Source organism: Cryobacterium arcticum (assembly GCF_003185895.1).
In the GTDB taxonomy this organism is placed as follows: domain Bacteria; phylum Actinomycetota; class Actinomycetes; order Actinomycetales; family Microbacteriaceae; genus Cryobacterium; species Cryobacterium arcticum.
In genome coordinates, this window is record NZ_QHLY01000012.1 from 2,018,306 (window position 1) to 2,045,022 (window position 26,717).

The window sequence follows — 26,717 nt, forward strand, 5'->3', positions numbered from 1 at the left end:
CTGTACTTTCCCGGCGACGGCCGCCGCCGCCGAATTGCCCCGCCACGGACGAGGTGCCCCCGCACACCGGGGCAGCTCGTCCGCAGGTGGGCAACTCGGCGGATTCATCCGGCTCAGTGGGTGTCGTAGTGCGCCAGAGCGTCGGCGTCCGTGGCGTGGGTCATCGCCCGGCGGGCGGCGTCGAGGGCGGAAACCGGGTCGGCCTCGGCCTCGGCGAGGATGAGCTGGCGTTCGGCTTCGGCCAGTCGGGTGCGGGCGTCGGCGCCGACGCGGCCACGGTTGGCGGTGATGAAGTCGCGGGTGATGCCGATCTGGCTGCGGGCGGCCAGGTGGGCGCCCACGTAGGCCTCGCGGGCGTTGTCGCGGCGCAGCTGGCGGTTGCGCGCCTCAGAGCGGGTGACGTCGAGGCCGTCGAGGGCCTCACGCAACCGGGCGAGGTCGGCCGACGGGTCGCTCACTCGGCCCGGGCGGCGCAGGTCGGCCACGACGGCGTCGGCGACGGCGATCACCCGGTTGAGGACGGCGCTGGCGTCGGACTCCTCGTGCCGGTCGCGTAGCGCGCGGGCTTCGGCGAGCTCGGTCTCGGCGGCGGCCAGCGCTGTGCCCAGGCTGGCGAAACCCACGTGCAGCTGGTCTTCGCCGGTCTCGATCGCGTCGAGCAGGGTCGTGGCGGTGAACAGGGCGCGCTCGGCGGCGCCGACCTGGTCACCGACGGGCTCCGTGGCGCCGGCAGACAGGCGGGCGGCGGCGGCATCGGCAGCGCGCCGGCCGTCGTCGATCGAGGCCCGCGCCCGGTCGACGTTGCCGCTGATGGCGGCGAGCGCCTCGGCGGAGTAGCTGGTGGCGAGCCGGTCGAGGGTGGCGGCCCCGCCGGCGAGGCGGTCGGTGGCCCGGTCGAGGCGGCGGCGCAGCTGGTCGAGCTGGATCGGGGCGTTCTGCTCCACCACGCGCTTGCTGTCGAACTCGCGGGTCTGCGCGTTCAGCCGGGCGGTGGCTTCATCGGCCAAGCGGGTGATCTGCTCCGTCCACTGCCGAACCTGCGTGTCGGTGTCTGGCACGCCGTCATCGAGCTTCTGCTTGAGCGCGAACGCCTCCCGCAGCTGCCGCTTGGACACCTCGAGCGCGCCGGCGAAATCGGCCGTGGCCCGCTCACCGAACTGGGCGATGGCGAAGCCGAGCTCGTCGGTGGCAGCCTCGATCAGGTCATCCGCCCGCACCAGGCTGATCGCCGCGGTGCGCGCACGCTCGGTGATCTCGGCATTCTGGGCGGCACGGATGCCGCGGCTGCGGCGCCGGGACGCCGACACGAGCAGGCTGATCACGCCCACAACAACGGCGAGAACGATGACGGACGGGAGCCACCACAGAGCATCTGTCATGCCGACATCTTATTGAGCGAAGCTGGTGAAACCCCCGGTGGGCAGGCCGGTCCGGCGGCGTTTCGAGATCGGCTCGCGGGGTCTCGACAAGCTCGTGCAGCGGCGGGGTCAGCGGCGGCGGTCGTCCGCGGTGGGGCGGCGCATCTGCGCGCGGATGAGCTCGAAGTCGTGCCGGCTGATCTCCAGCAGGCCGCGGCGCAGCTGCAGACCCCAGTTGGGGTCGTTGCGGGTGAGGTCGAGCACCTTGAGCAGCGGCCGGATCGACGCCGGCTCGGCATCCGGGTCGTAGTCGACCCGCCGCCGCCACGGCCGATACTCGCTGCCGGAGACCCCCACCTGCACCACCGCATTGTCACTGACGAAGCCGATCGCGGTGAACTGGCGCAGGCGATCGCCCTCGAACTCGGTCTTGGGCGAGTAGTAGACCAGCCCGTCGGATTCGTTCATGCGCTCGAGAATCTCGCGGGAGGAGTGGTTCATCTGGGCGAGGCCCATAGAGACGCTGCGGAGCACATACTCCTGCTGCACCACGCCAAGCCAATACCGAATCGCCACGCTCTAGTTGTAGTGCATGCCTCCCCCATCCAGACTGGGGGCATGCGCGTACTCCTCAAAGAGATTCTCGACTGCACCCCGGATGCCGCCTGGCGGGCACTGGCCAGCCCCACCGTGTTCCGCGAGGTGAGCGGCCCGCTGATGGGCGTGCGGTCACTCGAAGCCGGCGGGTTCCCCACCCGCTGGGAACCGGGTGAGCATCCTGTCGCGATGAGCGGGCTGGGCGTGGTGCCGCTGGGCGAACAGATGATCCGGCTGAAAATGCACACCACTCGGAGCGGCGTGCGCATCGTGCGCGACACCGGCAACGGGGTCTCCGGCCTGATGAACACCATTACCCACTGGGACCACAGCATGGCCATCGCCCCCGACCCGGCCGGCACCGGCAAGACCCTCTACCGCGATCAGCTGGTCTTCTCGGCCGGCCCGGCGACCCTGGCCGTGTGGCCGGGCCTGTGGGCATTCTGGCAACTCCGGATGCTGCGACTCAAGGCCCTCGCCCCCAACTGGCGCTACGACCTGGGCGCCGACGACCCCGCGTTCGTCGCGGCTGGCGCGGCCGAAGGGCCTGAGGGAGACAACGGGATAGCCTGAAGCATGAGCACAAGCATCGGAGCCCTGCAGATCGCCGACTGGCGCCGACGTGTGTTCGGGCTCTACGGCGGCGTGCGTCAACTCAGTGTGCGCAACCCCGCCGCCGGCCACGAACTGTGGCGCTCCGGGCGCGACGAACTCTTCGCCGGCCACTCTGCCTCTCCCCTGCTGCCGGATGACCGGGCCGCGTTCACCGGGCTCACCATCGCCGCGTACGACCCTGACTGGCGCTTCGAGGTGGAGGTGCACCGCACCCCCGAGCCGCACCGCATCCAGGTGGAGACCGGTACCGACGGCACGGTGCCGTTCGACCTGATCGGCTCGGTACGGCTGCCGTACATCGGCTCGCTCGACGTCTGGCGGCTCGCCAGTTATGCCGGCGGCCTGTTCCTGCCGATCAAGGACGCCCTGGCCGGCAAGCCCGGCGGCACCTACGGTGGCGGCCGCTACCTGCTCGACACCGTCAAGGGCGCAGACCTGGGCCCCGGCGTCGGCGACGACAGCCTGATCCTCGACTTCAACTTCGCCTACAACCCGTCGTGCGCGTACGACCCGATGTGGGCATGCCCGCTGCCGCAGGCCGGCAACATCATCCAGACCGCAGTGCCCGTAGGCGAGCTCTACACCCCCAGGGACTAAAGAGCCCGATCAGACCCAAGTTTGAACCGGCACTCGGCGAGCTGCTTGACAGCATCCGCTAGAGTAGACCTACTTGTGAGTTCGTAGTTGCGCTCACTGCGTCGTAGAACGCCCTCTTCTTATCGATGGCCGCACACTGTACGAGTAAGACTCGTACGACCTGACAGCCCACTCGATTTCCGAATGAAACTTTCTTACGGCGAACGGATGTGCCCATCGGCACCTTCGCCATGTGAATCCTCCTGGCTCCGGCCGTCGCTCTCGCGACACCGGTTCGAGCGAGGAGACTGATGCCCGAAAGGCACCACTTTGTCTGAAACTTCCTTTGGCGCGCTTGGCGTGCCCGCTCCCCTCGTCGCCGTGCTCACCCAGCAGGGCATCGACAGCCCGTTCCCGATCCAGGTCGACACCCTGCCCGACACCCTCAAGGGCCGCGACGTTCTCGGCCGAGGCAAGACCGGCTCCGGCAAGACCCTCGCGTTCTCCATCCCGATGGCCGCGCGCCTCGGCGGCAAGCTCGCCGGCGGTAAGCGCCGCCCGGGTCGCCCGTTGGGCCTGATCCTCGCGCCGACCCGTGAACTGGCCACCCAGATCACCAACGCGCTCACCCCGTTCGCCGAGGCCTACAACCTGAACACCACCACCATCTTCGGTGGCGTCTCACAGAACCGTCAGGTCGCCGCACTCAAGGCCGGCGTCGACATCGTCGTGGCCTGCCCCGGCCGCCTCGAGGACCTCATGAAGCAGGGCTTCGTCAACCTCGACTCCGTTGAGATCACCGTGCTCGACGAGGCCGACCACATGGCCGACCTGGGCTTCCTGCCCGTCGTCACGCGCATCCTCGACAAGACCCCCTCCAGCGGCCAGCGGATGCTGTTCTCCGCCACGCTCGACAACGGCGTGGACAAGATCGTGCGCCGGTTCCTGCACAACGAGGTTCTGCACTCGGTTGACGAGGCCACCAGCCATGTCTCCGCCATGACCCACCACGTGTTCGAGGTCGAAACCGCCGAGTCGAAGAAGGAGCTCATCGAGAAGCTCGCTTCGGGCACCGGTCGCCGCATCCTCTTCATGCGCACCAAGCACCACGCCAAGAAGCTGGCCAAGGCGCTCACCGACGCGGGCATCCCGTCCGTCGACCTGCACGGCAACCTGTCCCAGGTGGCCCGTGACCGCAACCTCGCCGCGTTCAGCGCCGGCGACGTGAAGGTGCTTGTCGCCACCGACGTGGCCGCCCGTGGCGTGCACGTCGATGACATCGAACTCGTCATCCACGTGGACCCGCCCGCAGAGCACAAGGCCTACCTGCACCGCTCGGGCCGCACCGCCCGCGCCGGCAGCGCCGGTGACGTCGTCACCATCGTGCTGCCCGCGCAGAAGCGCGACACCGACCAGCTGCTGCGCAAGGCCGCCATCTCGGTGACCCCGCAGCGCGTGACCGCCAACTCGCCCGCCGTCATCGCCCTCACCGGTGATGTCGCCGCGTACGTGAAGCCGGTTCCCCGCGTCGAGCAGCCGCACGGCCAGTCCCAGGGCGGCCGCTCGCAGGGCGCCAACGCCCAGCGCAAGCGCGTCAACCGTGACGACCGTGACAACGGCGGCCGCGGTTCGCGCGACTCCGGTGGCCGCGGCGGCCGCAGCGGCGATGCCGTTGCCGGTGGCGGCGCCCGTCACGACCGCGCCGAGCGTCCCGCGTCCTCCGGTCGCAGCCACGCTCCCCGCACGGGTGGCTCGGGCAACGGCGGCTCCGGTCGCTCCGGCGGCCTGCAGGTCGGCGGCCTGGTTCGCGGCTCCGGCTCCACCGGTGGCGGCGCTCGTCGCTCGTCGCCGCGTCGCGCGCAGGGCTAACCGGCCCGGAGCATCCGCTCTTCGCATCACCGCATGACCCGAACGGGCCGGCTCCTCACGGAGCCGGCCCGTTCTGTGTTGCACCCACCGACAGCGTTCCGCGGGGTGGGCGCCGGTTCGCGGGTGGCGCGCCACGAGCGAATCGGCGCCGTGCCCGCGCATCCCGAATTGGTGACGATTCCCAGCGCCTGTGGCCCGGGGCGGGCGGGTGGTCAGGCGGGGTCGGCGGGCAGGTTTAGGCTCGAAGCATGAACACCACCGCTGTTGTTCGGCCCGTCATCGATACGGATGCCGATAGCCTCGGCCGCGTCCACGCGGCCTGCTGGCACGAGACCTATGACCACCTGCTGAGCAAGGCCGCGCTCGCCCAGCTACACCCGGAACGCTTCGCCGCGATGTGGCGCCGGTTCACCGTGCAGGGCCCCGATTTTCGCCAGGTGGTGGCCGAGGTCGACGGTGAGATCGTCGGCTTCGCCGGCAGCGGCCCCGGCCGCGACGAGGGCAAGCCCACCCCGCACCAGCTGTACTTCATCTACCTGCTCGACGCCTTCCACGGCACCGGCATCGGCCAGCAGCTCTTCGACGCTGTGGTCGACCCTGGCCCCACCTACCTCTGGGTCGCCGCCGACAACCCCCGCGCGCACCGCTTCTACACCCGCAACGGCTACCTGCCCGACGGGGTGGAGAAGAACGAGGAGATCCTCGGCGAACCCGTGCACGAGGTGCGGCTGGTGCGCGAGCAGTAGAGTCGCAGGACTCGGGGCATCCGTCGGGCGAATAAGCTCGATGGATGCCCACGATTCCCGTCATCCTCGACGTCGACACCGGCGTTGATGACGCCCTCGCTCTCCTGTTCGCGATCGCCCACCCCGACATCGAGGTGCTCGGCGTCAGCTGCGTCGCCGGCAACGCCTCGCTCGAACGGGTGGTGGAGAACACCCTCCGCATCCTCGACGTGGCCGGCGCCCCCGACATCCCCGTGGCCGCAGGCGCCCGCCGGCCGCTGATCTCCCCGGCCCGCAGCGCGTCGCACGTGCACGGCGAGGGCGGTCTGGGCACCGTGCACCTGCCGCCGGGCGAGCGCGTGCCCGCGCACGTCAACGCCGTTGAACTGATGCGTCAGCTCATCACCGACAGCCCGCGCCCGGTCACCCTGGTGGCCCTGGCGCCGCAGACCAACCTCGCGCTGCTGCTGCGCCAGTACCCCGACCTGGCCGAGAACATCGAACGCATCGTCTTCATGGGCGGCTCCGCCGGCACCGGCAACGCCACCGCGGTGGCCGAGTTCAATGTCTGGCACGACCCCGAGGCCGCGGCAATCGTGCTGGACGCCGGCATCCCCACCTTCATGTACGGCCTGGATGTCTTCACCCAGGTGAGCGTGGACCGTGAGGTGGCCGCCGCGCTCGAAACCGGCGACTCGGCGCACGGCCGGGTGGTGGGCGCACTGCTGGCCAACCGGGTGGCCCGCGGCGAGAACAGCGTGGCCGAGTACACCGGACTGATCGGTGACGCCGGGGCACTCTGCGCGTTGGTGGATCCGGACGCCCTGACCACCCGGCTGCTGCCGGTGCGGGTGGAGCTCACCGGCTATGGCCGCGGCCAGACCATCGTGGACCGTCGCCGGGGCATGGGCGAGGACACCCTGCACGGCAGCGCGGGCAGCTGGGAGATCGTGGAGGTCGCCCTCGACGTGGACGCACCCCGCTACGCGCGGCTCTTCCTCGACACCCTGGGCCTCTCCCAGTCCGCGAGCTGAGAGAAAAGCACCCAAAACGCGCGCGCGGTGGGGCTTAGCTCACAGCTCGCGGCCCGAGAGGGCGGGTCAGCGCAGGGCGCCGACCGAGGCCAGAGCCATGCGCAGCAGGCCGCCACGGCCGCCTTCCATCTCGGCCGAGACGGCGTCGGTGGCGGCTTCCTCCGGGGTCATCCAGGTGAGCTCGAGGGCATCCTGGCGGGGGTCGCAGGTGCCGGTGACGGGCACGACGTAGGCGAGCGAGACGGCGTGCTGGCGGTCATCCGTGAAGGCGGTGATGCCCGGCATCGGGAAATACTCGGCGACCGAGTACGGCACCGGGCTCGGCGGCAGCTGCGGGAACGCCATCGGGCCGAGGTCTTTCTCGAGGTGCCGGAACAGCGCATCGCGCAGGGTCTCGCCGTAGAGCACCCGGCCGGAGACCAGCGTGCGGGTCATCTTGCCCTCTGGCGTGGCGCGCAGCAGCACACCCACCTCGACGACCTGGCCGAGGCCGTCGACCCGCACCGGCACGGCTTCGACGTAGAGCAGCGGCAGGCGCTGGCGAATCTCGGCGAGCTCGACATCGGTCAGCCAGCCCGGATTCGTGTTGGGCGGCGGCGCGTCATCTCCGCCAGGAGTCCAGTCCGGATCGGGGTCAGGGGTGCGCACGGTCATAGTTCATTCTGTCCCACGTGGGCGACGGATGCAGCACCGGCGGCCGCGAGTCCGCCGCCGGCCGCCCGCGAGCTGTGAGGCAAGCACCGTCCCGGGCGCATTTTTGGTGCTTAGGTCACGGCTCGCGAACCGGGGGCGGTGGCGGAGTGGAAGGATTGACGCAGTACCGACACCAGGAGGACCGTCACCGATGGACCAGCGCATCAGCCCCGAACCGATCGACCCGGCCGCCGTACTCTGGTCGGCCGCCGCCCACGATCGGGTGGACCGCCCGCTGCTGCTGATCCTGCACGGCTATGGCTCGCACGAGGGCGACCTGTTCTCGCTCGCTCCGCACCTGCCGTTGCAGCCGACCATCGCGGCCCTGCGCGCCCCGCTGCCGGCCGGTCAGGGCTGGTCCTGGTTCCCCATCGATGTGCCCGGCGACCCGGTGGGTGACGCCCTCGACGCCGCCGCGCTCGGAATCCTGGCCTGGCTGGATGCCCTGCCGGAGCAGCCGACGTCGATCGGGCTGCTCGGCTTCTCCCAAGGCGGGGCGATGACCCTGCAGTTGATGCGGCACGCGCCGGAGCGATTCGCCTTCGCGGTGCAACTGTCGGGATTCATCGCCAGCGCGACGCATCCCGGTGACGAACGCCTGGGCGAGCTGAAGCCGCCGGTGTTCTGGGGCCGGGGCACCCTCGACCCGGTGATCCCCGAGGCCGCGGTCGCCCGCACCCAGGAGTGGCTGCCGGAGCACTCCACCCTCACCGAGCGCATCTACGAGGGGATGGGACACTCGATCTCGCAGGCCGAGCTGGCCGAGATCGTCACGTTCCTGCGCGAGCAGTATCCGGCGCCGACGGCCTGAGCCCGGCGCATCCGGTGCCGACTTGCCCGTTAACGGACGAATTGCCCCGTCCCAACGGAGCAACTGGTCCGGGGCGGGGCAACTCGGCGAAAACCGAACGGTCTAGAGCAGCTTGCGGCCGGCCTCTTCGTTCTGGGCGATCTGACGCTCGATGTGCGCCTTCTTGCGGGCCTTCTCGGCGTCGCGGTCCTTCACGCGGATCTGCTCCTCGCGCACCTCGAACTGGGTGGCCCGCTCGGTGACGAGCCACGCCGGCGGCTGCTGCAGCAGCGCCTGGATCTCGGCGGAGGTGAGGGGTTCGGTGACGGCGCCGCGCACCAGCCCGGAGATCGAGACGCCGAGCTTGGCGGCAACGACCTGCTTGGGGTGCGGTCCGTTGGCGCGCAGCTCGACGAGCCACTCCGGCGGGTTCGCGTCCAGGGCGGCCAACTCGGTGCGCGACACCGGGCTGGACTGGAACTCCTCGGGTGCTGCTTCGAGCAGAATCCCGAGCTTCTGGGCAGCCGTGGCCGGCTTCATGGTCTGGGTCTTCTTCTCGCTCATACTTCCAGCGTATAGCCTGAGAGCACTATGGTTTCGGTGCCGTGCGCCCTGACGCCGCCGAAACGGCCCGACGCACGCACCTTGCACGCAGCCGCGCGGCCTTCACCACACACTGACACACGCACAACGAGAGGATGCCGGTGACCTTTTCCATTGCCTTCGTCGCCGGGGTCACCCCCACCAAATGGACGCGCATCTGGGAGTCCCGCCGCCCTGACGTGCCGCTCGAGGTGTTCCGCACCACACCAGAAGACCAGGAAGCCGTGCTGCGGGACAATCGCGCCGACGTGAGCCTGGTGCGTCTGCCGATCAACGAAGAGGGCCTGAGCCTGATCGCGCTCTACAACGAGATTCCCGTTGTGGTCGTGGCCAAGGACCACTTCGTGGCCGACGCCGACAGCGTCGTCGTGGCCGACCTCGTCGACGAGCACCTGCTGCAGGACCCCGACGACGTGCCGGAGTGGCGCGACGTGGCCGTGGAGATCCGCGACGGCAGCCGTCGGGCGCTGCCGGCGATGCGCGACTGGGACGAGATCATGGAACAGGTCGCCGGCGGCGTGGGCATCGTCATCGTGCCGCACTCCGTCGCCCGGCTGTACAGCCGCAAGGACATCGTCTCCCGCCCGATCGAGGACACCGCGGAGAGCCGTATCGCGCTGGCCTGGCGCACCGTGGACACCACCGAAGACGTGGAAGAGTTCATCGGCATCGTGCGCGGTCGCACCCGCGACAGCTCCCGCACCAATGCCGCGCTTCCCGGTGACGAGCCGGTGAAGAAGGAGAAAAAGACCGCGAAGGCGAAGGCGGCCGCGAAGGCTGTGCGCGCCGCCGCGGCCGCCGCGAAGCCGCCCGCACCGCGGAAAGCGCAGAGCGCCGGCCGCACCCGCAACACCCCCAGCCCCAACGCCGGCAAGCGCCGCGGCGGCCGCTGACACCACCTGCACCGAGCTGCCCCGGTACGGACGATTTGCCCCGCCCTACCCGGGCAGCTCGTCCGCAGGCGGGCAACTCGGGGCGATTTACCTGTGCTCGACCGGCTGCCGCACCACGGTCTTGAGTTTCTCCGGCGCCACCCGGCGCGGGTCGCTGAGGTAGACCTCGTGGTGCCTGCCCCGCTCGCGCAGGCCCGCTGCCGGTAGCACCTCGCCGTGCAGCCGCGCCAGCGCCGGGGCTTCGTCGTCGTAGGAGCCCACGTGCAGCAGCTGCATGCAGAGGCCCTCGTCGAGCGACTCGATGCGCACCCGGTCGAGGCCCGGCAACGACTTCTTCTTCAGGCGCGCCGCGGCGACGGCCTCCTCCACCTGCCCGTCACTCACCCAGCCGGGCAGGCTGATCAGCATGGTCCAGCTCCACGCGGCCTTGTCGCGCGCCGTGAACACGGCCATGTCGTCGGCGTACCAGAGCCCCTCCAACGGGCCCACCACGCTGTCCCGGCCGGCACGCTTGCTGGTGAACTTCAGCGTGTACGCCACCGCGTAGAGCGCCTCGATGGCTTCGGTGTAGGCCGGCGCCGAATTCGGATCCCCGCTGCCGTCCACGGCCAGAAACCGCTGCGGCGGCACCGAAACCTCCGCCCAGTCCCGGTTCGTCGGGGCGTAGAGGGCGCGCAGCGCGCGCTTCACGTCATAGAGCGCATCCCCGGCGGTCACCCCGGCTCAGTCCTGCAGCACCGAGAGGATGTTGCCGGCCGGGTCGGTGAACCAGGCGATCCGCGGACCGCCGCCGGTGGCGATGCCCCGCTGATCCTGCTCGAACCCGTCGTACCTCAAGAACTCCACGCCGCGCTCGGCGAGCACATCCACTGCCTGTTCGATGTCGGCGACGACAAGGTTGAGGACGGTGAAGCCCGCCGGTGCGTGGTCGGGCTTGGGGTAGACGATCACCTCGGCACCGCCGGGCAGGACCATGCGCAGCAGGCCCATGCCGCCGTCGCTGACCTCGAGGCCCAGGACCTCGCCGTAGAAGGTGCGGGCAGCGTCGATGTCTGGCACCGCAAATCCGCTGAATCCGTTCAGGTACTCCAGGTCGATCGTCGGCATCATCGGCTCCTTCGGGAATTGATTGAATTCTAGGGACGGACCGCCCCGGTCAGCGCGAGCTGATCGACGCGAACTTACGGATGCATAGTGGCACGAACACTACGAGCAGCACGACCACTCCGATCAACACGGTCAGCACCGGGTTCTGCAGCGTCCAGACATCCGGCACCGGGGCGCTGCCCTCGTTGCCGAACAGTTCCCTGGCCGCCTGCACCAGAGCCGACACCGGGTTGTACTCCGCGAAGGTCTTCAGCGGCCCCGGCAGTGTTTCGATCGGCACGAACGCGTTGGAGATGAAGGTGATCGGGAACAGGATGATGAACGACGCATTGTTGATCACCTCCGGCGAGCGCACGCTCATGCCCAGCAGCGCCATCACCCAGCTGAAGGCGTAACTGAACAGCAGCAGCAACGCGAGACCGGCGAAGAATTCGCCCATCGACGAGTTCACCCGCCAGCCCACCAGGAACCCGGTGGCCATCATGATGATCATCGAGATGGTGTTCAGTACCAGGTCGCCGTTGGTGCGGCCCACGAGCACGGCGGATGAGCTCATCGGCAGGCTGCGGAACCTGTCGATGATGCCGTCCTTGAGGTCTTGGGCCATGGCCGAGCCCGAGAAGGTGGAGCCGAACACCACAGTCTGGGCGAAGATGCCGGCCATCAGGAACTGAACGTAATCGGTGCCCTGCACAGCGATGGCTCCCGCGTACACCTGGCTGAACAGCAGCACGAACATGATCGGCTGGATGACGGCGAAGACCAGCATGTCGGGGGTGCGCTTGATCTTGATGAGGTTGCGCTTGGTGGTCGTCCAGCCGTCGGAGAGCCAGAGCGACAGTGGGTTCCAGTTCGGCGGAGCGAGAAGCGGCCGTTCGGCAGTCGTGGTCATTTCACCTTCTCCAACTTGTCGTCTTCGTTCTCGTCTGCGGCTTTGTCGGCCTTGTGCCCGGTGAGCTTGAGGAACACGTCATCGAGGGTCGGGCGGCGCATCCCGGCATCGTGCAACTCGACGCCGGCGCTTCTCAGGTCGGCGAGCACATGCTGCAGGGCGGGCGGGCCGTCGGTGACGGCCACGTCGAGTCCGCGTCGGTCGTTGGAGACCTGCGGATCCCCGGCGCCGTAGCGGGCGAGCACTTGGAACGCGGCGTCGCTGTCAGCGGCGTCGACGAGGGCGACCACCACCCGGTGACCGCCGACCTGCGCCTTCAGTTCGTCCGAGGTGCCCTCGGCGATCACCTTGCCGTCGTCGATCACGGCGATGCTGTCGGCCAGCTGGTCGGCCTCCTCGAGGTACTGGGTGGTGAGCAGCACCGTGGTGCCACTCTCGACCAGCCGGTTGATCACGCCCCACAACGCCATCCGGCTGCGCGGGTCGAGGCCCGTGGTCGGTTCGTCGAGGAAGAGGATCTTGGGATTGAACACCAGGGCGCCGGCCAGGTCGATGCGTCGCCGCATGCCGCCGGAGAACCCCTTCACCGGCCGGTTGCCCGCTGCGGTCAGTTCGAACAGGTCGATGAGTTCCTGCGCCCGCCGTCTTGAGGCGGCGCCGCCCAGGTGATAGAGCCGCCCGACCATCTCGAGGTTCTCAAATCCGGTGAGGTTCTCGTCGACCGCCGCGTATTGCCCGGACACCCCGATGATGCGGCGCACGGCCTTCGGGTCGTCGAGCACGTTGATGCCGTCGACGATGGCCGTGCCGGCGTCGGGCTTGATGAGCGTGGTGAGGATCTTGACCACTGTGGTCTTGCCGGCGCCGTTCGGGCCGAGGATCGCCTTGACCGTGCCGCGTGGCACCTGCAGGTCGAGCCCGGCCAGCGCGTGCACCGGCCCGCTTTTGGATTTGTACATTTTGGTCAGCCCGGAGGCTTCGATTATCGTCATGCCGTGCCCCTGCCAGAATCGGTGGCTATGATCGAATGTGTACGTTGTACACATAATGAGCTTTAATCGTAACGAAACGGATGCGCGGTGACAACGGGTATCGGGAATTCTCCGGGGCGAACTTCGTACCGGCATGGCGACCTGCGCCGGGCCCTGATCGGGGCCGGCGTCACCCTCGCCCAGGAGGGCGGGCCGAACGCCGTGGTGCTGCGGGAGGCGACCCGCCGGGTCGGGGTCTCCCCCAACGCCGCCTACCGGCACTTCGCGGACCGTCAGGCGCTGCTCGACGCCGTGTGCTCGCACTGCCAGGCGCTCGTGGCCAGGGCCATCGAGGCCGATCAGGCCACGGTGCCGCCCACTGACTCAATCGAGTCAGCCCGGCTGCGATTCCGCGCCGTCGGCACCGGTTACCTGAGATTCGCGCTCGAGGAACCCGGCCAGTTCCAGACGGCGTTCTCGGCGTCATCCGACATGGAGAGCGCCACCAGTGCGGCCCGGGCCGGCGACAGCGGTTTCACGCCGTTCCAGCTGCTCACCCTGGCCCTCGACGACCTCGTCGCCGTGGGGTTACTGCCGGCCGAGCGCCGGCCCGCCACCGAGTTCCTGGCCTGGTCGGCGGTGCACGGGCTGGCCGAGTTGTTCATCGACGGGCCACTGCGGGCGCTGCCGGACTCGGTGAAGCAGGATCTGATCACCCGGGTGGTCGACATGGTGGAGCAGGGCCTCTAGCAGTACCTCTAGCGCGGTCAGGAGGCGATGTCCGAGGCGGCCGTGCCCACTTCGTAGTCGCCGTTCGGCGACCAGTCGATGTACAAGTTGGACGCACCCAGCGCCGGCGTCTGCCCGTCGGCGTAGAAGCTGAGGTCACTCGTCCAGTAGAGCCGCACGCCGGCGGTGGCGAACTCGTCGACGCCCACGCAGGTCGACAGATAGTGCCCGTCGTCCACCATCAGCAGCAGGCAGATGTCGTCTGTCCCAGCCCGGGCCACGTAGTACGGGGATTCCGGCCTCGGTCCGGACGGATCCCACATCACGCTGGCCAGCTTGCGCACCGATGACCGGTCGAAGGACGACGGCAGCGGGATGCCCGGGGTGTCGGTGACGACCTGGGTGCGGTCGAAGACCCCCAGGGCGGGCACTGTGCTCGCGTTCAGCGGCTCGGCCGGGCTGGGGGCCGGCGGGTCCGCGGTTCTCAACGGGGTCACCGCCTCGGCCAGTTGACCGCCGATGACGATGCCGACCAGCACGGCGGCGGCGGCGAACGCTCCCCGACGCCAGGCCCGCCCGCGTGAAGCGAATAGCCCCGGTTCGGCGGGTGGCCCCGGTTCGGTCGGCGGGGCGGGCTGGGCCGGTGGGGCGGGCCGGGGCAGCGCGTCCGCTGCGGCCGGCGGCTCGGGTTGCCGTGCCGGCCCGTGCCCTCCGGCGAGCGCCCGGCCGGCACCGATGTAGGCCGAGACGACGGCGGCGTCGATGGCCGTTCGCTCGCGGGCGATGTCGGCCTCCAGCTGACGGAGGTCCTGGGCACGGGCCGGGTTGCTGGCGTCGCCGGCATCCGCCTCGAACCGGCGTTGCTGCAGTGCCCGTAACTCGGCCTGCGGCGCTGCCCTGCCGCTGGGGGCCGCGTCATTCGGGTGCGACGACCACCAGAGAGCATCCAGGACGTCCCAGTGCCCGCGGTGCTGGGCGCGCACGCTCTCGAGGAACCCGGGATCGGTCAACGCCCGTTCATATGGGTCATCCTGCGTGTTCTCCACCAATGAAACCCCCATCATTGTTGGCGACATCCTGGCACACGTTATGGGGTATTGGTCTGGCGCCCCGATCCGCGCGTCTCAATACTGGAATCCCGTAGCCAGGCGACAGTGATGTCGAGCACCATCGGCACGGTGCCATCGTCCGCCGCCGGCAGGATGTCGGTGCTCTGCCAGGACAGCCGCAATCCCGCCGACGGGTACTCGGCGTCGTGCGCGCAGGTCGCCAGATAGCCGCTGCCCTCCGGCACGGCCACCAGGCAGATCATCCGGTCGGCGCCCCGCACCGCGTAGTAGGGCGAGTCGGTAACCCCGTTGCCGTCGGCGTCGGTGAACCCGGCCGACCCGAGGTACCGGAAGGTGGCCGGATCGAAGACTTCCGGCAGCGGCGTCAGGGGCCGATCGATGGACGTCTGCGGCCGGCCGAAGACCTGCGCGGCCAACAACGGCTGTGTGGTCGCCGGCACCGCCCCGGCGGAGGACATCTGCGGCGGCTCTGTCGTCGGCGCCGGAGTCGGTTCCGCGGCGCCGGGCAGGCTGCCGGCGCTCAGCAGGCTGCCCGCCGCGACGCCGACCACGAGCGCCAACGCCACGCTCAGACCCACCAGCCAGCCTCGCCGCGCACGAGCGGGCGCTGGCCTGGCAGCGGGCACCCGGTCACGCGGTCCTTCGGGCTCGGCCGGCGCCGCCTGGTGAGCATCCTCGGTCGCCGGGCGCACCTCCAGCGAGGGTGCGGCCAAGCGCTCGCGGAGGTCGCTGGCAACCCGCACGGCCTCGGCGATGGCCGTTGTCTCCCCACGGATCTCCTCTTCCAGCCGGCGAAGCTCCACCGCAACGGCCGCATTGCCGGCCGCGTCACCGTCTTCGGCGAACAACCGGCGTTGCAGGGCGCGCAGACGAATCGCGGGCGACGGGGCGCCGCCGGGTGCATCAAGATCGGGATGCTCTAGCCACCAGAGCGCATCCGCCACCGCCCAGCGGCCGTGATGAGCCGCCGCCACCGCTCGGAGAAAGCCCGGGTCATTCCGGGCTTGCTCGGACGGATCGTTGTCGTTCGGCGCCTGTGCCACCTGGATTCCGCTCGTCGGGGTGACATCCTGCCACGATCGCCTCGTTCCGGCGGTGGGTGCGAGCACTGGCCGGGCACCCGGCGACGGCGGTATCGTGATCGCGAACCGATGGAGGATCCTGATGGCCGAACAACCCGACACCGTGGATGCGTACATCGCCTCGTTTCCCGCCGAGGTGCAGCCGGTGCTGACCGGCATCCGGCAGTCGATCCTGGCGGGGGCGCCCGGTGCCACCGAATCGATCAGTTACGGCATGCCGACGGTGTCGCTGGGCGGCCACCTCGTGGTGTACTTCGCCGGCTGGAAGCGGCACGTGGCCCTGTACTCGATCCCCGGGCTCGACCCCGACCTCGAAGCCGAGGTGGCGCCCTACCGGGCAGCGAAGGACACCGTGCAGTTCTCGCTGGCGAAGCCGGTGCCCTACGACCTGATCGAGCGGGTGACGGCCGTCCTGGTCGGGTTGCGCGCGGGGTAGCGCCCCAGCGGCATTGGCGCCGGCGCACCATAGTGGCAGGATGCCCGCATGGCTGCGACGGGTGAGCGGCAGGCGGACCCGGGCGGGGAGCGTCTGGCGCGCTGGCAGCAGGTCGTGGACGTGCCGCTCGACGTCGCCGCGCTGGTCTTCCTGATCGCCTATTCGTGGAAGGTGATCGCGCAGGTCGACACCTTCACCGACCTCTGGCTCGGCGTGCTGATCCTGGTCAGCTGGGCGCTGTTCCCGCTGAGTTACCTCGTCGAGGTGATGCTCGCCAACCGACACTGGTACTGGGTCCAGCGTCATCCGTTCGAGTTGCTGGTCGTACTGGTCCCGCTCTTACGGCCGTTGCGGCTCCTGCGGGTGGTGGCCAAGAGTCGGGTCTTCGCCCACTCCGCTGGCACCGCGTTCCGGGCTGCGGTCCTGGTCTACCTCTCGGGGGCCGCCGTGCTGGTCACCTACATCGCCGCGCTTGCGGTGCTCGATGCCGAGAGCAGCGACCCCGACGCCAACATCACCAGCTTTGGCGATGCGATCTGGTGGTCGTTCGTCACCATCACCACGGTCGGCTACGGCGACTTCACGCCGCTCACCCTGCGCGGCCGAGTCATCGCCTGCGTGCTCATGCTCGGCGGCGTCGCGGTGCTCGGCCTGGTCACCGCCACGCTGTCATCCTGGATCGTGCAGCGGGTGGATGCCCTCGAAAAGAAGCGCGACCGGCAGGCCGCAGGTGATCCCGCCGACGAATAGGGCCAGCGGGGCGGGAATGATACACTCTTTGGATACCCTGAACGAACCGCTGTGCCATTTTCAGTTGCGTGTTGTATCCAGTGAACTGTCCTGGGTGCGTCGAATCGACTGTCGCAGCACCGCGGTGAAGCATGTCTGCGCCCCGCGCAGGCATCCGGGTGATACGTCAACCACGCTCAACGAATTATGAGGCTGCATCAGATGATTTTCGAAGTCGGCGAGACCGTCGTCTATCCCCACCACGGCGCAGCAACGATCACCGCGGTCGAGACCCGCACGATCAAGGGCGTAGAGAAGCGCTACATCACGCTCACCGTGCACCAGAGTGACTTGGCCATCAACCTGCCGATCGACAACGCCGAGCTCGTCGGCGTTCGCGACGTCATCGACGCCGCCGGTGTCGAGGCCGTCTTCGACGTGCTCCGCAGCGACGTCGAAGAAGAGCCGAGCAACTGGTCGCGTCGGTACAAGGCAAACACCGAGAAGATGGGCAGCGGCAGCGTCTACCGCGTCAGCGAGGTCGTTCGCGACCTGTGGCGCCGCGACCGCATCTCCGGCGTGTCCGCCGGTGAGAAGCGGATGCTCATCAAGGCCCGCCAGGTTCTCGTCTCCGAGCTCGCGCTCGCGCAGAAGTCCACCGAAGAAGAAGCCTTCGTGACCCTCGACGACGTGCTGAACGCCAGCGTCGCCGAAGTCGCTTAACAGTTCCACTGCACACGCGTCGCCGGATGAGCCATCACCAGGTCGCCCGGCGACGCGTTTCGTTGTCCGGGCGACGTTTCCCGGCCGCGCGACTGCTCGCATCCGCCGTTCTGTTGAGCCTGGCCGCAGCCGGCTGCGCCGCCGGGGCGCCCACAGACACCTCCGCGGATTCGTCCGCGCTCACCCTGCCGCCGGTGGGTGGCGGACTGGACTACCAACTCGGCGGTGCCTACGACCCGCCGGCCGGGGTCGACATGGTCGCCCGGGACAGCACCGAGGCTCCCGCCGATGGGGTGTATTCGATCTGCTACCTCAACGGCTTCCAGACCCAACCGGCTGACACCGAGCGGCTGCTCGCCGACTCCCCCGAGCTGATTCTCACGGCCCGCGGCACGCCGGTTCGTGACGAGAACTGGCCGGACGAGTTGCTCTTCGACACGAGCACGGCCGATAATCGGGCCGGCATCGCCGCCCTGCTCCTGCCGCAGATCACCGGCTGCGCCGCCGATGGCTTCAACGCGGTGGAGATCGACAACCTCGACTCGTACACCCGCTCGGCCGGCCTGCTCACGGCCGAGGACAATGTGGCCCTCGCCACCCTGCTGGTCGACGGCGCGCACACGGCGGGCCTCGCGATCGGGCAGAAGAACGCCGCCGACCTGGCCGCGGCGCTGGCAGGCACGTTCGACTTCGCCGTGGCCGAGGAGTGCGACCGGTGGGAAGAATGCGGGCTGTACACCGCGGCCTACGGCGACCAGGTGCTGGCGATCGAATACGCCGACGACCTGCGGGACGACTTTGCCGCGGCCTGCGCGGTGCCGGATCGTCCGCTGTCGATGATTCTGCGCGACCGGGACCTCGTGACTCCGGACTCGGCGGAGTACGTCTACGAGCGCTGCTGAGGCGGCCGGACCAATCCGTCTGCACGAGGGTGGCGAACTAGTGCTGTGAGGCGATCCGGCCTCCGGTCAACCACCAGGAGCTCCCCATGCGGTTCATTCCCACCAAGGTCCACGCCGTTCTCGACTACGTCGTCGCCATCGCCCTCATCCTCGCCCCCACCATCTTCATGTTCGAAGAGGTCGGCGGCGCGGCCGTGATCATCCCCCGCGTCCTCGGCGTCGGCCTCATTCTCTACAGCCTGCTGACCCGCTACGAACTGGGCCTGGTCAAGGTCATCGGCATGCCCGTGCACCTTGTCTTCGACGTGCTGGCCTCGGTCTTCCTGATCGCCTCGCCGTTCCTGTTCGGTTTCGCCGACGAGGCGCCGAACGCCTGGGTGCCGCACATCGCTGTCGGTGTCGCCGTGATCTTGGTCGTGCTCTGCTCCAAGAGCCAGCCCGGCGCCAGCGTCACCGGCAACCGCTCCGCCAAGGCGCACGCCGGCAGCGTCGCCTGATCCTCGGCACCACGCTTCACCAGACGACCGCCCCGGTTCTCCCGGGGCGGTCGTTCTCATCTCGCGGGGCGCATCAGCCGCCAGAGCAAGGCGCGCTCGGCGACGCTCCACACTGCGCTGACGGTGAGGTAGACCGCGGCGGCCAGCGGCACGAAGGCCGCAAAGACCACGCTGATCAGCGGCAGCCAGCTGAGCACTCCGGTCATGGTGGCCTGCGCGGCCGGGGAGAGCGCGGCTGCGGCGGGTGGCGCCGCCTGCGCCGATGGTGCTGTCGCCGGCAGCCCGGTCGTTGCCGCGGTCTGGGCCAGCATCAGCTGCCGGCTGAGCAGTTGCGCCACCAGCAAAACGGCGAGGAGGCCGACTCCGACCAGCAGCACCGGCACGGTCGGCCCGGCGCCCCAGCCGGCCAGGATGCTGGTGCCCAGTGGGCTGCCGAGCACCCCGCCGGCCAGCAATGCATTGTCGTGGCCGTTGATCGTCGGGAGCACAAACAGGCCGTACACGATCGAGAGAACGGGCGCCTGGATGAGCAGCGGCAGGCATCCGGCCAGCGGCGAGGCGTTCTCGGCCGCGTACAGCGCCGCCGTCTCGCGCTGCAGGCGTTCCGGGTTCTTGCCGTGCAGGCGGCGGAGCTCCGCCAGTCGTGGAGCGAGGCGTTGGCGCACCTGCTGGGCGCGGGCCTGCGAGACGCCCACCGGAATGAGAACGAGGCGCAGCGCCAGGGTGATCACCACGATCGCCAGGGCCGCCGCGTCGGCCGCGGCGACGGGCGTGAGGAACAGGGTGAGGTTGTGCAGAACGGCGTAGGCCGCGTCGAGCACGGCCGCAATGGGGCCGAAGGCATAGAAATTCATGGAGAGACTCCCGGTCGGAATACGGAAAAAGGAACCGTATGGTCGCGACAGGGCTGGCGGCACCCGGCGGGTGCGGCGCGAAAAGGGATCCCTAGGCGACCGGGAGGGCGCGCCCGGGCGCGCGGGGCTGGGGCTTGCCCGGGGCATCCGGAACGCTTTGCCCGACCTGCGAGGCCAGCTCAGGGTAGGCCCGGGCCACCGGAGTGGGAGAGCCCGTGAGCACCATCACCAGGATGGCGAGCACCTGCTGGGCGGCACCCGTCACGGCGACGGCCGAGGCGCAGAGGGTGAACAGCGCGACGAGTGCGAGCACCTCGCCGAAACCGCGTCCGCTGATCGACGTCGCCCAGACCGATACGGCTCCGAGGGAGAGGGTGCCGAGCCCCAGCGCGACCGACAGTCGGGCGGTCGGCGACGCCGGAATAGCCAGCGGCAGTCGTGCGCGCATCCGAGTCTCCTCCCGTTCAGTCGATTCGGCCAGCATAGTCCGGCCCGCCTGAAGAGCTCAGCCAGACGTGCGCAGTCGAAAGAGAGTCAGAGCGCCCGGACCGAGTTGTTGCGCTTCTCATGGGTGAGTTCGGCCAAGCCGAGATGTTCGAGGAGCGGCGGCAGGTACATGCCGAACCGGCCCCGGTAGCCCTTGCGCAGGCCGTACCAGCCGCCCACCGGGTTGCCCTCCGAGCGCCCCCAAGCCTCAACGGAACCGTCGGGGGCGGGCTTCTGCTCGTCGCTGGCGCCGAGGGGCACCCAATCACCCTGCTCGACCAGCCAGGCGTGCAGGTCCTCGATGGCGCTCGCCCGGTACTTCAGCGTGGTCGAACCGACCTGGCAGACGAGTTCGTCGCCCTCGCGGTACATCGTGTATTCGGAGGTGCCGGGGGCAGTACGAAGCTGCCAGGGGGTGGAGACGGTGCCGTCGCTCATGGGCTCAGCCTAGGCAGTCCGGCTCGTCACCGCCATGGGCGCGACCTGCCGGGTACGCTGAGCGCACACGAACCACCGGATTGGAGTGCGTTGATGTCGAAGAAGACCCCCATTGCGACGCCGCGGATGAAGAAGTCACTCTACGAAGACGAGTTGCGCCGGCTGCAGGCCGAACTCGTCACGATGCAGGAGTGGGTGCGGGAGTCCGGCGCCCGGATCGTGGTGATCTTCGAGGGCCGCGACGCTGCCGGCAAGGGATCGGCGATCAAGCGGGTCACCGAGTACCTCAACCCGCGCATCGCCCGGGTGGTGGCCCTGCCCATCCCCACCGAACGCGAGCGCGGCCAGTGGTACTTCCAGCGCTACATCAAGAACCTGCCGACGGCGGGCGAGATCGTGCTCATGGACCGCTCCTGGTACAACCGGGCCGGCGTCGAAAAGGTGATGGGCTACTGCACCCCCGACGAATACCGGCGTTTTCTGCACCAGGCACCCCTGTTCGAACGGATGCTGGTCGAAGACGGCATCCTGCTGATCAAGTACTGGTTCTCGGTGTCCGACACCGAGCAGGAAGCGCGCTTCAGGTCACGGCAGCAGGATCCGATGCGACGCTGGAAGCTCTCGGAGACCGACGTGTTGTCGATCACGAAATGGGTGGACTATTCCAAGGCCAAAGACGAGATGTTCGTGCACACCGACATCGCCGAGGCGCCGTGGTGGGTGGTAGAGAGCGAGGACAAACGCGCCGCGCGGCTCAACATGATCAACCACTTCCTCTCGCTCGTGCCCTACGAGCACATGGAGCCGCCCGTGGTGCATATCCCGCACCGGCCGCCGGCCTCCGACTACGAGCGTCCTCCGCGCGAACTCAACCGGCCCGTGCCCGACCATGCGGCGCGCATCACCGAACTCGCCGCGGCGAAAAGCGTCGGGAAGGCCAAGGGCAAAGGTAAGGCTTGAGCGGCTACTGCGCCTGAACGGGCTGCGCGCCCAGCCGGGCCGCCGTGCGCAGCCGGTTCTTGGCGCCGTGTTCGATGAGCACGGGAATGTAGTCCCGAAGCGGTTTGTCGTCGAGCAGATGGCGTTCTTCCGAAACCACATGCTCGATCACGGAGCGGGGTCGGTCGGGAAACTTTTCGGCCAGCCTGTCGATGACATGGCCGACAGCCTGGTCTTCATGGTCTTGACGTTCTGCAGTGTCCACGACTTCAGTCTGCGTCCGGCCGGGCGGATGGTCAACTCTGAGGGCCCGCCGTGCCGGCCTGACCTGCACGGACGTGCACGGGGAACACTTAGGACTCAGTGCGGGGCGCGGCGCCGAGCATGAGTTCGAGAGCGGCGTCGAAGACCCCGCTCATATCGAGGGTCTGGTCGTGCAGCCACTGCAGTTGCAGGCCGTCGCTGAGCGCGGTCGCGGCCCGGGCCACCACCATCGGGTCGATGTCGGCGCGCACCGAGCCTTCCCTCTGCCGCGCGCGCACGCTGTCGGCCAGGGTCTCGACGATCAGGGCGTACCGCTCCCGCACGTAGCCGTGGGCCGGATGCTCGGGCGCCTCGGCTTCGACCACCAGCCGGGAGTAGAGCTGCACCAGTCCGGGCACGGTGCCGTTGTGCTCGATGATGCGGCTGAGCGTGCCCAGCTGGTCGGGCTCGAGGCCGTCGACCCTGGCCCGGTCGTGGGCGTCGCGTTCGCTCACCACCTCGGCCATGAGTTCCTCGCGGGAGTCGAAATAGTGCAGTACGCCGGCCTTGGTGAGGCCGACCGCATCCGCGATCTCCTGCAGCGAGGAGTTGCGATACCCGTGCTTCGCCACCACGGCGAGCGCCGCGTCGAGGATCGCCCTGCGCTTGGCTTCGCCCTTGGCGTACCGGCGTGCCGGGGCATCGATGCTCATGTCGCCACCCTACCTTTGAGAGTCATCCGAGAAAACCTACCATGGGTAGGTTTCGCTGTTAGGCTGGCCCCGCTAGCCCATCATCCGTTTGTCTCACGAAGGACCGACACACCCATGCCTTTCACCGACGCAGCCGACACCGCTCGCCTCACCGCCCTGATCGACCAGCTCAGCCTGGAGGAGAAGGTGCAGCTGCTCACCGGTCGCGACTTCTGGACCACCTGGCCGATCGAGAAGATCGGGCTGCGTCGCATGCTCGTCTCCGACGGGCCCAGCGGGGTGCGCGGCGAGGTCTGGGACGAGCGTTCACCTTCGCTCAACCTGCCCTCCGGCACGGCCCTGTCCTCCACCTGGGATGGCGAGATGGCCGCCAGGTACGGCGCGATGTCGGCCGTTGAGGCCCGGCGCAAGAGCGTGGACGTAGTGCTCGGCCCGACCATCAACCTGCATCGCTCGCCGCTCGGCGGACGGCACTTCGAGGCCTTCAGCGAAGACCCGCACCTCACCGCCGAGCTGGCCGCGGCCTATGTGCAGGGCGTGCAGGACAATGGGGTCGGCGCCACTCCCAAGCACTACATCGCCAACGACTATGAGACGGAACGCTTCACCGCGAGCACGGAGGTGAGCGACCGCGCCCTGCGCGAGCTCTACCTGCTCGCGTTCGAAAAGGCCGTCACGGAGTCACACGCCTGGCTCGTGATGAGCTCCTACAACTCCATCAACGGCGTCACCGCCACCGAGAACGACCTGCTGGAGACCCCGCTCAACTCCGAGTGGGGCTTCGACGGCGTCGTGGTGAGCGACTGGACCGGCGTGCGCAGCACGAACGCCGCGACGGCCTCGCAGGACCTCGAGATGCCCGGCCCAGACGGGTTCTGGGGCGCCAAGCTCGTGGCCGCCGTGCAGGCCGGCGAGGTCGCTGTCGCCGACATCGACCGCAAGGTGCTGCGCATCCTGCGCCTGGCCGCCCGGGTGGGCGCGCTGGCGGGGTTCGATGCCGTGCAGCCCGCGCCCGTGACCGTCGAAGACGGCATCAGCTTCGCCCGCGAGGCCTCGGCCGCCGGCAGCGTGCTGCTCCGAAACGTCGACCAGACCCTGCCGCTGGCAGCGGATGCACTCGGCACCGTCGCCGTGATCGGCCACAACGCGCTGCATGCCCGCACCCAGGGCGGCGGCAGTGCCACCGTGCTGCCCGAGAAGATCGTCACCCCGCTGGAGGGCATTCGCGCGGCCCTACCGCACGCCTCGGTGTCCTACTCGGTGGGTGCCGTGGTGCAGAAGGGCATCGCCGAGCTGCCTCTGAGCGACATCGTCAACCCGTCGACCGGCACAGCCGGCATGCTGGTGCGCTTCCTCGACGCGGAGGGCGTCGAGCTCTTCCGCGAGGACCGTCTCGCGACTGCGCTCACCTACTTCGGCGGTGACGCGCCGATCGAAAGCGCGCACCTCATCGAGCTGTCGATGACCTGGACCCCGACCGAATCCGGCACCGTGCCGTTCGGGTTCGCCGGCGTCGGAATCGGCCGCATCCTGGTGGGCGGCGTGGTCGTTCACGAGGGCGAGGGCCTCTCGATCGGCGGAGATCTCGGCGCCAACCTGATGTCGCCACCGTCGGTGGTCACCGCCATCGAGGCCGTGGCCGGCGAACCGCTCGAGCTCGCGGTGGCCTTCGACCTGGACTCCCGCGACAAGGCCATGGCCGGGGTCTTCGGCATCACCGTCGGCCTCGAAGCCGACGACTCCAACCCGGAGGGCTTGCTCGCCGAGGCCGTCGCGGCCGCTTGCGCCGCGGACGTCGCGATCGTCGTGGTGGGAACGAACGCCCAGGTGGAGTCCGAGGGCTTCGACCGCAGCGACCTCGACCTGCCGGGCCGTCAGGACGAGCTGGTGCGTGCCGTGGTCGCCGCCAACCCGCGCACCATCGTGATCGTCAACTCCGGTTCACCCGTTCTGTTGCCGTGGCGGGACGAGGTGCAGGCCATTCTGCTCAGCTACTTCGGCGGGCAGGAATACGGCAACGCCCTGGCCGACATGCTCTTCGGCCAGGCCGAGCCCGGTGGCCGCCTGCCCACCACCTGGCCGAAGGAACTGACCGATGTGCCGGTTCTCGACGTCACCCCGAAGGACGGCGTGCTGCGCTACGACGAGGGCATCCACATCGGCTACCGGGCCTGGCTCAAGGCCGGCACCGAGCCGGCCTTCGAGTTCGGACACGGCCTCGGCTACACCGGGTGGGAGCTGGCCGACCTCACGGTCTCGCCGAACGTCTCGGCCGAGACCGACGGATGGTTGAGCCTGACGGTGACCAACAGCGGCGACCGCGCCGGCAAGCAGGTGGTGCAGGTCTACCTGAGCCGCACCGACAGCACGATCGACCGCCCGGTGCGCTGGTTGGCCGGCTTCGCCGCTGTTCAGCTGGATGCCGGCGCCTCCGCGCTGGTCGAACTGGCCCTGCCCGCCCGGGCGTTCGCGAACTGGGACGAGGGCTGGCAGTACGAGGCCGGAACCTTCGCAGTACACGTAGGCACCTCGGTCACCGACACCCCGCTCAACGCCACGATCGACCTGCTCGCCCCCTAGTAACCACGCCCCCGCTCTCGCGCCCGTGGCAACCCGCGAGAGCGGCCCTGTGGTCACCTCAACGCGCTGAGGTGACCATTTCACCGCTCTCGCGAGATCACTCGAGGAGCGCGGGGGCAGCGGTCGCAGCAGCGGGCGCGGCCTCGGCCAGCAGGGAACGGGCGGCCAGCCCGATGATCGCGCTGTAGGTGGGGTAGGCGAACCGCACGTGGGCGAGGGTGGCCACATCCACGCCGGCCGCGATCGCGGTGGTCACCGACTGCACCACCTCGATCGCGTTCTCCCCCACGGCATGCGCCCCCAGGATAAGCTCCCGGCGGCGATCGGAGATGAGCATCAGGAAGCCGCGCTCCCGGTCGTCGATCACGGCCCGGTCCAGGGCGGCGTACGGCACGGTGGCGACCACGCAGAGCGGGTCGCGGGCACGGGCCTCGGCCTCGGTGAGGCCGACACCGGCATAGTCGGGGTCGGTGAAGCCGCCCGCCGGCAGAAGGTGGTGCGGGGTGCGGCGGTTGGTGCCGAGCACGGCGTTCTCGGCCGCGGCCTCACCCTCGAACTGGGCCGCCTGCACCAGCATGTCCCGGCCGTTGGCGTCGCCCACGGCGAAGATGTGCGAGACCTCACTGCGGAAGTACTGGTCGACCGGGATCGCCGACCGCACCGTGGTCACGCCGGCGCTGGCCAGACCGAGGTCGTCGACATCCGCCGGCCAGCCGGTGGCCATGATCACAGCGTCGAACGTGTCGCTGACGGCTGACCCGGCTTCACTCCAGGTGAGGATGATCGAGCCGTCCGGCAGCTTCTCGAGCGATTCGACGGTGTCGATGCCGGTGTGCACCCTGGTGCCCTGCTCGCGAAAGGCGGTGGCCACGGCATTCGAGACCGCGGCGTCCGACGCCATCAGGATGCGCGGCGCCACGTCGAGCAGGGTCACCCTCGACCCGAACGAACTGAAGATCGTGACCAGCTGGGCGCCGGTGTTGCCGCCGCCGATCACGGCGAGGCGCCCGGGCAGGTCGGGCAGGGTGAGCACGTGCTCGGGCACCGTGGCCAGTTCCGCTCCGGGAACGGGCAGCCGGCGGGAGTGCCCACCGACGCAGACCAGGATGTTGTCGGCGCCGACCCGGCGCCCGCTGTCGAGCACCACGGTGTGCGGGTCGACGAACCGGGCCCGGCCCTCGAGGATGAGGTCGATGCCGGCGGCACTGAAGCGCTCGGCTTCACGTTTGATCGCCCGAACCCGGTCGACCGATTCGGTGACCCTGGCCGCGGTGGTGCGCCAGTCGAAGCGCGTGACCGCCGCCTCGATGCCGTAGGTGTCGGCGGTGCGTACTTCGCGCATCAGCCGGGCCGCCTTGGCGAGCGCCCTCGTGGGCACGCAGCCAGTGTTCACGCAGGTGCCGCCGGTGCGGTCGGACTCCACGACGGCCACACGCGCGCCGAGTTCGGCGGCGCGCAACGCGGCGGCCGTTCCGGCGGGCCCCGCGCCGATCACGAGGACGTCATAGGTGTCGAGGGGGGCAGCGGGCATGGGAACCTCCTGGGAGCGAACGGAGACCTGACTCTTCCACCA

The 26,717-nt window shown here is 69.3% G+C and carries 31 protein-coding genes; 15 read left to right on the plus strand and 16 right to left on the minus strand.

The genetic code is table 11. The features are described from left to right. Nucleotides 1-113: 113 nt before the first annotated feature. Entirely contained in the window at nt 114-1,379 is a 1,266-nt protein-coding gene (locus CTB96_RS19275) for a hypothetical protein (RefSeq protein ID WP_110128365.1), read from the minus strand. 108 nt (nt 1,380-1,487) lie between these two features. Continuing rightward, nucleotides 1,488-1,934, minus strand: coding sequence for an EVE domain-containing protein (locus CTB96_RS19280; RefSeq protein ID WP_248283461.1), 447 nt, complete (start codon nt 1,932-1,934; stop codon nt 1,488-1,490). Nucleotides 1,935-1,976: 42 nt separating this feature from the next. Here CTB96_RS19280 and CTB96_RS19285 point away from each other — a divergent pair, with 42 nt between their 5' ends. The 5 genes from CTB96_RS19285 (at nt 1,977) to CTB96_RS19305 (ending at nt 6,774) form a co-directional block, all read left to right on the plus strand. Further along, a complete protein-coding gene (locus CTB96_RS19285; protein ID WP_181397346.1) occupies nt 1,977-2,528 on the plus strand; it encodes a hypothetical protein in 552 nt (183 codons plus the stop codon). Nucleotides 2,529-2,531: 3 nt separating this feature from the next. Then, on the plus strand, nt 2,532-3,167 hold the full coding sequence (locus CTB96_RS19290; RefSeq protein ID WP_110128366.1) for a DUF1684 domain-containing protein: 636 nt from the start codon (nt 2,532-2,534) through the stop codon (nt 3,165-3,167). 309 nt (nt 3,168-3,476) lie between these two features. Next, the gene (locus CTB96_RS19295; RefSeq protein ID WP_110128367.1) at nt 3,477-5,015 is read left to right on the plus strand and encodes a DEAD/DEAH box helicase; all 1,539 of its coding nucleotides are present in this window, start codon (nt 3,477-3,479) and stop codon (nt 5,013-5,015) included. Between the two features lie 248 nt (nt 5,016-5,263). Continuing rightward, a complete protein-coding gene (locus CTB96_RS19300) occupies nt 5,264-5,761 on the plus strand; it encodes a GNAT family N-acetyltransferase (RefSeq protein WP_110128368.1) in 498 nt (165 codons plus the stop codon). Nucleotides 5,762-5,805: 44 nt separating this feature from the next. After that, nucleotides 5,806-6,774, plus strand: a complete 969-nt coding sequence (locus CTB96_RS19305; protein ID WP_110128369.1) for a nucleoside hydrolase — start codon at nt 5,806-5,808, stop codon at nt 6,772-6,774. A 66-nt stretch (nt 6,775-6,840) separates the two neighbouring features. Here the strand turns inward: CTB96_RS19305 and CTB96_RS19310 are convergent, their stop codons facing one another. Beyond that, nucleotides 6,841-7,428, minus strand: coding sequence for an NUDIX hydrolase family protein (locus CTB96_RS19310; RefSeq protein ID WP_110128370.1), 588 nt, complete (start codon nt 7,426-7,428; stop codon nt 6,841-6,843). Nucleotides 7,429-7,618: 190 nt separating this feature from the next. Here CTB96_RS19310 and CTB96_RS19315 point away from each other — a divergent pair, with 190 nt between their 5' ends. Continuing rightward, nucleotides 7,619-8,278, plus strand: coding sequence for an alpha/beta hydrolase (locus tag CTB96_RS19315; protein WP_110128371.1), 660 nt, complete (start codon nt 7,619-7,621; stop codon nt 8,276-8,278). A 102-nt stretch (nt 8,279-8,380) separates the two neighbouring features. Here CTB96_RS19315 and CTB96_RS19320 read toward each other — a convergent pair whose 3' ends face one another. Next, nucleotides 8,381-8,821: a DUF5997 family protein gene (locus CTB96_RS19320; protein WP_110128372.1), complete on the minus strand. Its 441-nt coding sequence runs from the start codon at nt 8,819-8,821 to the stop codon at nt 8,381-8,383. A gap of 140 nt (nt 8,822-8,961) precedes the next feature. Between CTB96_RS19320 and CTB96_RS19325 the strand changes: the two genes are divergently transcribed. Beyond that, nucleotides 8,962-9,753, plus strand: a complete 792-nt coding sequence (locus CTB96_RS19325; protein ID WP_219993292.1) for a LysR family substrate-binding domain-containing protein — start codon at nt 8,962-8,964, stop codon at nt 9,751-9,753. A gap of 87 nt (nt 9,754-9,840) precedes the next feature. Here the strand turns inward: CTB96_RS19325 and CTB96_RS19330 are convergent, their stop codons facing one another. The 4 genes from CTB96_RS19330 to CTB96_RS19345 are packed head-to-tail and all read right to left on the minus strand — an operon-like array spanning nt 9,841 to nt 12,744. Beyond that, nucleotides 9,841-10,470 carry a GyrI-like domain-containing protein gene (locus CTB96_RS19330; protein WP_110128374.1) on the minus strand — a complete coding sequence of 210 codons (630 nt, stop codon included), beginning with the start codon at nt 10,468-10,470 and terminating at the stop codon, nt 9,841-9,843. A 6-nt stretch (nt 10,471-10,476) separates the two neighbouring features. Then, a complete protein-coding gene (locus CTB96_RS19335) occupies nt 10,477-10,860 on the minus strand; it encodes a VOC family protein (RefSeq protein WP_110128375.1) in 384 nt (127 codons plus the stop codon). Between the two features lie 49 nt (nt 10,861-10,909). Then, nucleotides 10,910-11,752: an ABC transporter permease gene (locus tag CTB96_RS19340; RefSeq protein WP_110128376.1), complete on the minus strand. Its 843-nt coding sequence runs from the start codon at nt 11,750-11,752 to the stop codon at nt 10,910-10,912. Then, nucleotides 11,749-12,744 carry an ATP-binding cassette domain-containing protein gene (locus CTB96_RS19345; RefSeq protein ID WP_110128377.1) on the minus strand — a complete coding sequence of 332 codons (996 nt, stop codon included), beginning with the start codon at nt 12,742-12,744 and terminating at the stop codon, nt 11,749-11,751. Before CTB96_RS19345 ends, CTB96_RS19340 begins: the two co-directional genes overlap by 4 nt. An 87-nt stretch (nt 12,745-12,831) precedes the next feature. Between CTB96_RS19345 and CTB96_RS19350 the strand changes: the two genes are divergently transcribed. Beyond that, the gene (locus CTB96_RS19350) at nt 12,832-13,473 is read left to right on the plus strand and encodes a TetR/AcrR family transcriptional regulator (protein ID WP_110128378.1); all 642 of its coding nucleotides are present in this window, start codon (nt 12,832-12,834) and stop codon (nt 13,471-13,473) included. Nucleotides 13,474-13,490: 17 nt separating this feature from the next. Here CTB96_RS19350 and CTB96_RS19355 read toward each other — a convergent pair whose 3' ends face one another. Then, nucleotides 13,491-14,462, minus strand: coding sequence for a hypothetical protein (locus tag CTB96_RS19355; RefSeq protein WP_146215867.1), 972 nt, complete (start codon nt 14,460-14,462; stop codon nt 13,491-13,493). A gap of 77 nt (nt 14,463-14,539) precedes the next feature. Then, nucleotides 14,540-15,631 carry a hypothetical protein gene (locus CTB96_RS19360; RefSeq protein ID WP_110128380.1) on the minus strand — a complete coding sequence of 364 codons (1,092 nt, stop codon included), beginning with the start codon at nt 15,629-15,631 and terminating at the stop codon, nt 14,540-14,542. A gap of 55 nt (nt 15,632-15,686) precedes the next feature. Between CTB96_RS19360 and CTB96_RS19365 the strand changes: the two genes are divergently transcribed. The 5 genes from CTB96_RS19365 to CTB96_RS19385 all read left to right on the plus strand — a co-directional run bounded on the left by CTB96_RS19365 (nt 15,687) and on the right by CTB96_RS19385 (nt 18,891). Continuing rightward, nucleotides 15,687-16,040 (plus strand): iron chaperone, encoded by a 354-nt coding sequence (locus CTB96_RS19365; RefSeq protein WP_110128594.1) that lies wholly within the window; start codon nt 15,687-15,689, stop codon nt 16,038-16,040. 48 nt (nt 16,041-16,088) lie between these two features. Beyond that, nucleotides 16,089-16,790: a potassium channel family protein gene (locus CTB96_RS19370; RefSeq protein ID WP_110128381.1), complete on the plus strand. Its 702-nt coding sequence runs from the start codon at nt 16,089-16,091 to the stop codon at nt 16,788-16,790. 201 nt (nt 16,791-16,991) lie between these two features. Continuing rightward, a complete protein-coding gene (locus CTB96_RS19375) occupies nt 16,992-17,492 on the plus strand; it encodes a CarD family transcriptional regulator (protein ID WP_066597804.1) in 501 nt (166 codons plus the stop codon). A 26-nt stretch (nt 17,493-17,518) separates the two neighbouring features. Continuing rightward, nucleotides 17,519-18,394 carry an endo alpha-1,4 polygalactosaminidase gene (locus CTB96_RS19380; protein WP_110128382.1) on the plus strand — a complete coding sequence of 292 codons (876 nt, stop codon included), beginning with the start codon at nt 17,519-17,521 and terminating at the stop codon, nt 18,392-18,394. Nucleotides 18,395-18,480: 86 nt separating this feature from the next. Then, nucleotides 18,481-18,891 (plus strand): SPW repeat domain-containing protein, encoded by a 411-nt coding sequence (locus tag CTB96_RS19385; RefSeq protein WP_110128383.1) that lies wholly within the window; start codon nt 18,481-18,483, stop codon nt 18,889-18,891. A 56-nt stretch (nt 18,892-18,947) separates the two neighbouring features. Here the strand turns inward: CTB96_RS19385 and CTB96_RS19390 are convergent, their stop codons facing one another. From CTB96_RS19390 to CTB96_RS19400, 3 genes are all read right to left on the minus strand, one after another. Further along, nucleotides 18,948-19,745 carry a YidC/Oxa1 family membrane protein insertase gene (locus CTB96_RS19390; RefSeq protein WP_110128384.1) on the minus strand — a complete coding sequence of 266 codons (798 nt, stop codon included), beginning with the start codon at nt 19,743-19,745 and terminating at the stop codon, nt 18,948-18,950. Between the two features lie 91 nt (nt 19,746-19,836). Then, a complete protein-coding gene (locus CTB96_RS19395; RefSeq protein ID WP_110128385.1) occupies nt 19,837-20,193 on the minus strand; it encodes a DUF6412 domain-containing protein in 357 nt (118 codons plus the stop codon). An 86-nt stretch (nt 20,194-20,279) separates the two neighbouring features. Next, nucleotides 20,280-20,669, minus strand: coding sequence for a DUF6855 family protein (locus tag CTB96_RS19400; protein WP_110128386.1), 390 nt, complete (start codon nt 20,667-20,669; stop codon nt 20,280-20,282). Nucleotides 20,670-20,762: 93 nt separating this feature from the next. On the opposite strand from CTB96_RS19400, the gene ppk2 reads away from it, so the two are divergent. Further along, entirely contained in the window at nt 20,763-21,629 is an 867-nt protein-coding gene (gene ppk2 / locus CTB96_RS19405) for a polyphosphate kinase 2 (protein WP_248283462.1), read from the plus strand. A 4-nt stretch (nt 21,630-21,633) separates the two neighbouring features. Here ppk2 and CTB96_RS19410 read toward each other — a convergent pair whose 3' ends face one another. Both CTB96_RS19410 and CTB96_RS19415 read right to left on the minus strand, forming a co-directional pair. After that, nucleotides 21,634-21,873 carry a three-helix bundle dimerization domain-containing protein gene (locus CTB96_RS19410; RefSeq protein ID WP_110128388.1) on the minus strand — a complete coding sequence of 80 codons (240 nt, stop codon included), beginning with the start codon at nt 21,871-21,873 and terminating at the stop codon, nt 21,634-21,636. An 88-nt stretch (nt 21,874-21,961) separates the two neighbouring features. After that, a complete protein-coding gene (locus CTB96_RS19415; RefSeq protein WP_110128389.1) occupies nt 21,962-22,564 on the minus strand; it encodes a TetR/AcrR family transcriptional regulator in 603 nt (200 codons plus the stop codon). A 114-nt stretch (nt 22,565-22,678) separates the two neighbouring features. Between CTB96_RS19415 and CTB96_RS19420 the strand changes: the two genes are divergently transcribed. Continuing rightward, a complete protein-coding gene (locus CTB96_RS19420; protein ID WP_110128390.1) occupies nt 22,679-25,144 on the plus strand; it encodes a beta-glucosidase family protein in 2,466 nt (821 codons plus the stop codon). Nucleotides 25,145-25,241: 97 nt separating this feature from the next. Here the strand turns inward: CTB96_RS19420 and CTB96_RS19425 are convergent, their stop codons facing one another. Next, a complete protein-coding gene (locus CTB96_RS19425) occupies nt 25,242-26,675 on the minus strand; it encodes a dihydrolipoyl dehydrogenase family protein (RefSeq protein ID WP_110128391.1) in 1,434 nt (477 codons plus the stop codon). Between the last annotated feature and the right edge of the window lie 42 nt (nt 26,676-26,717).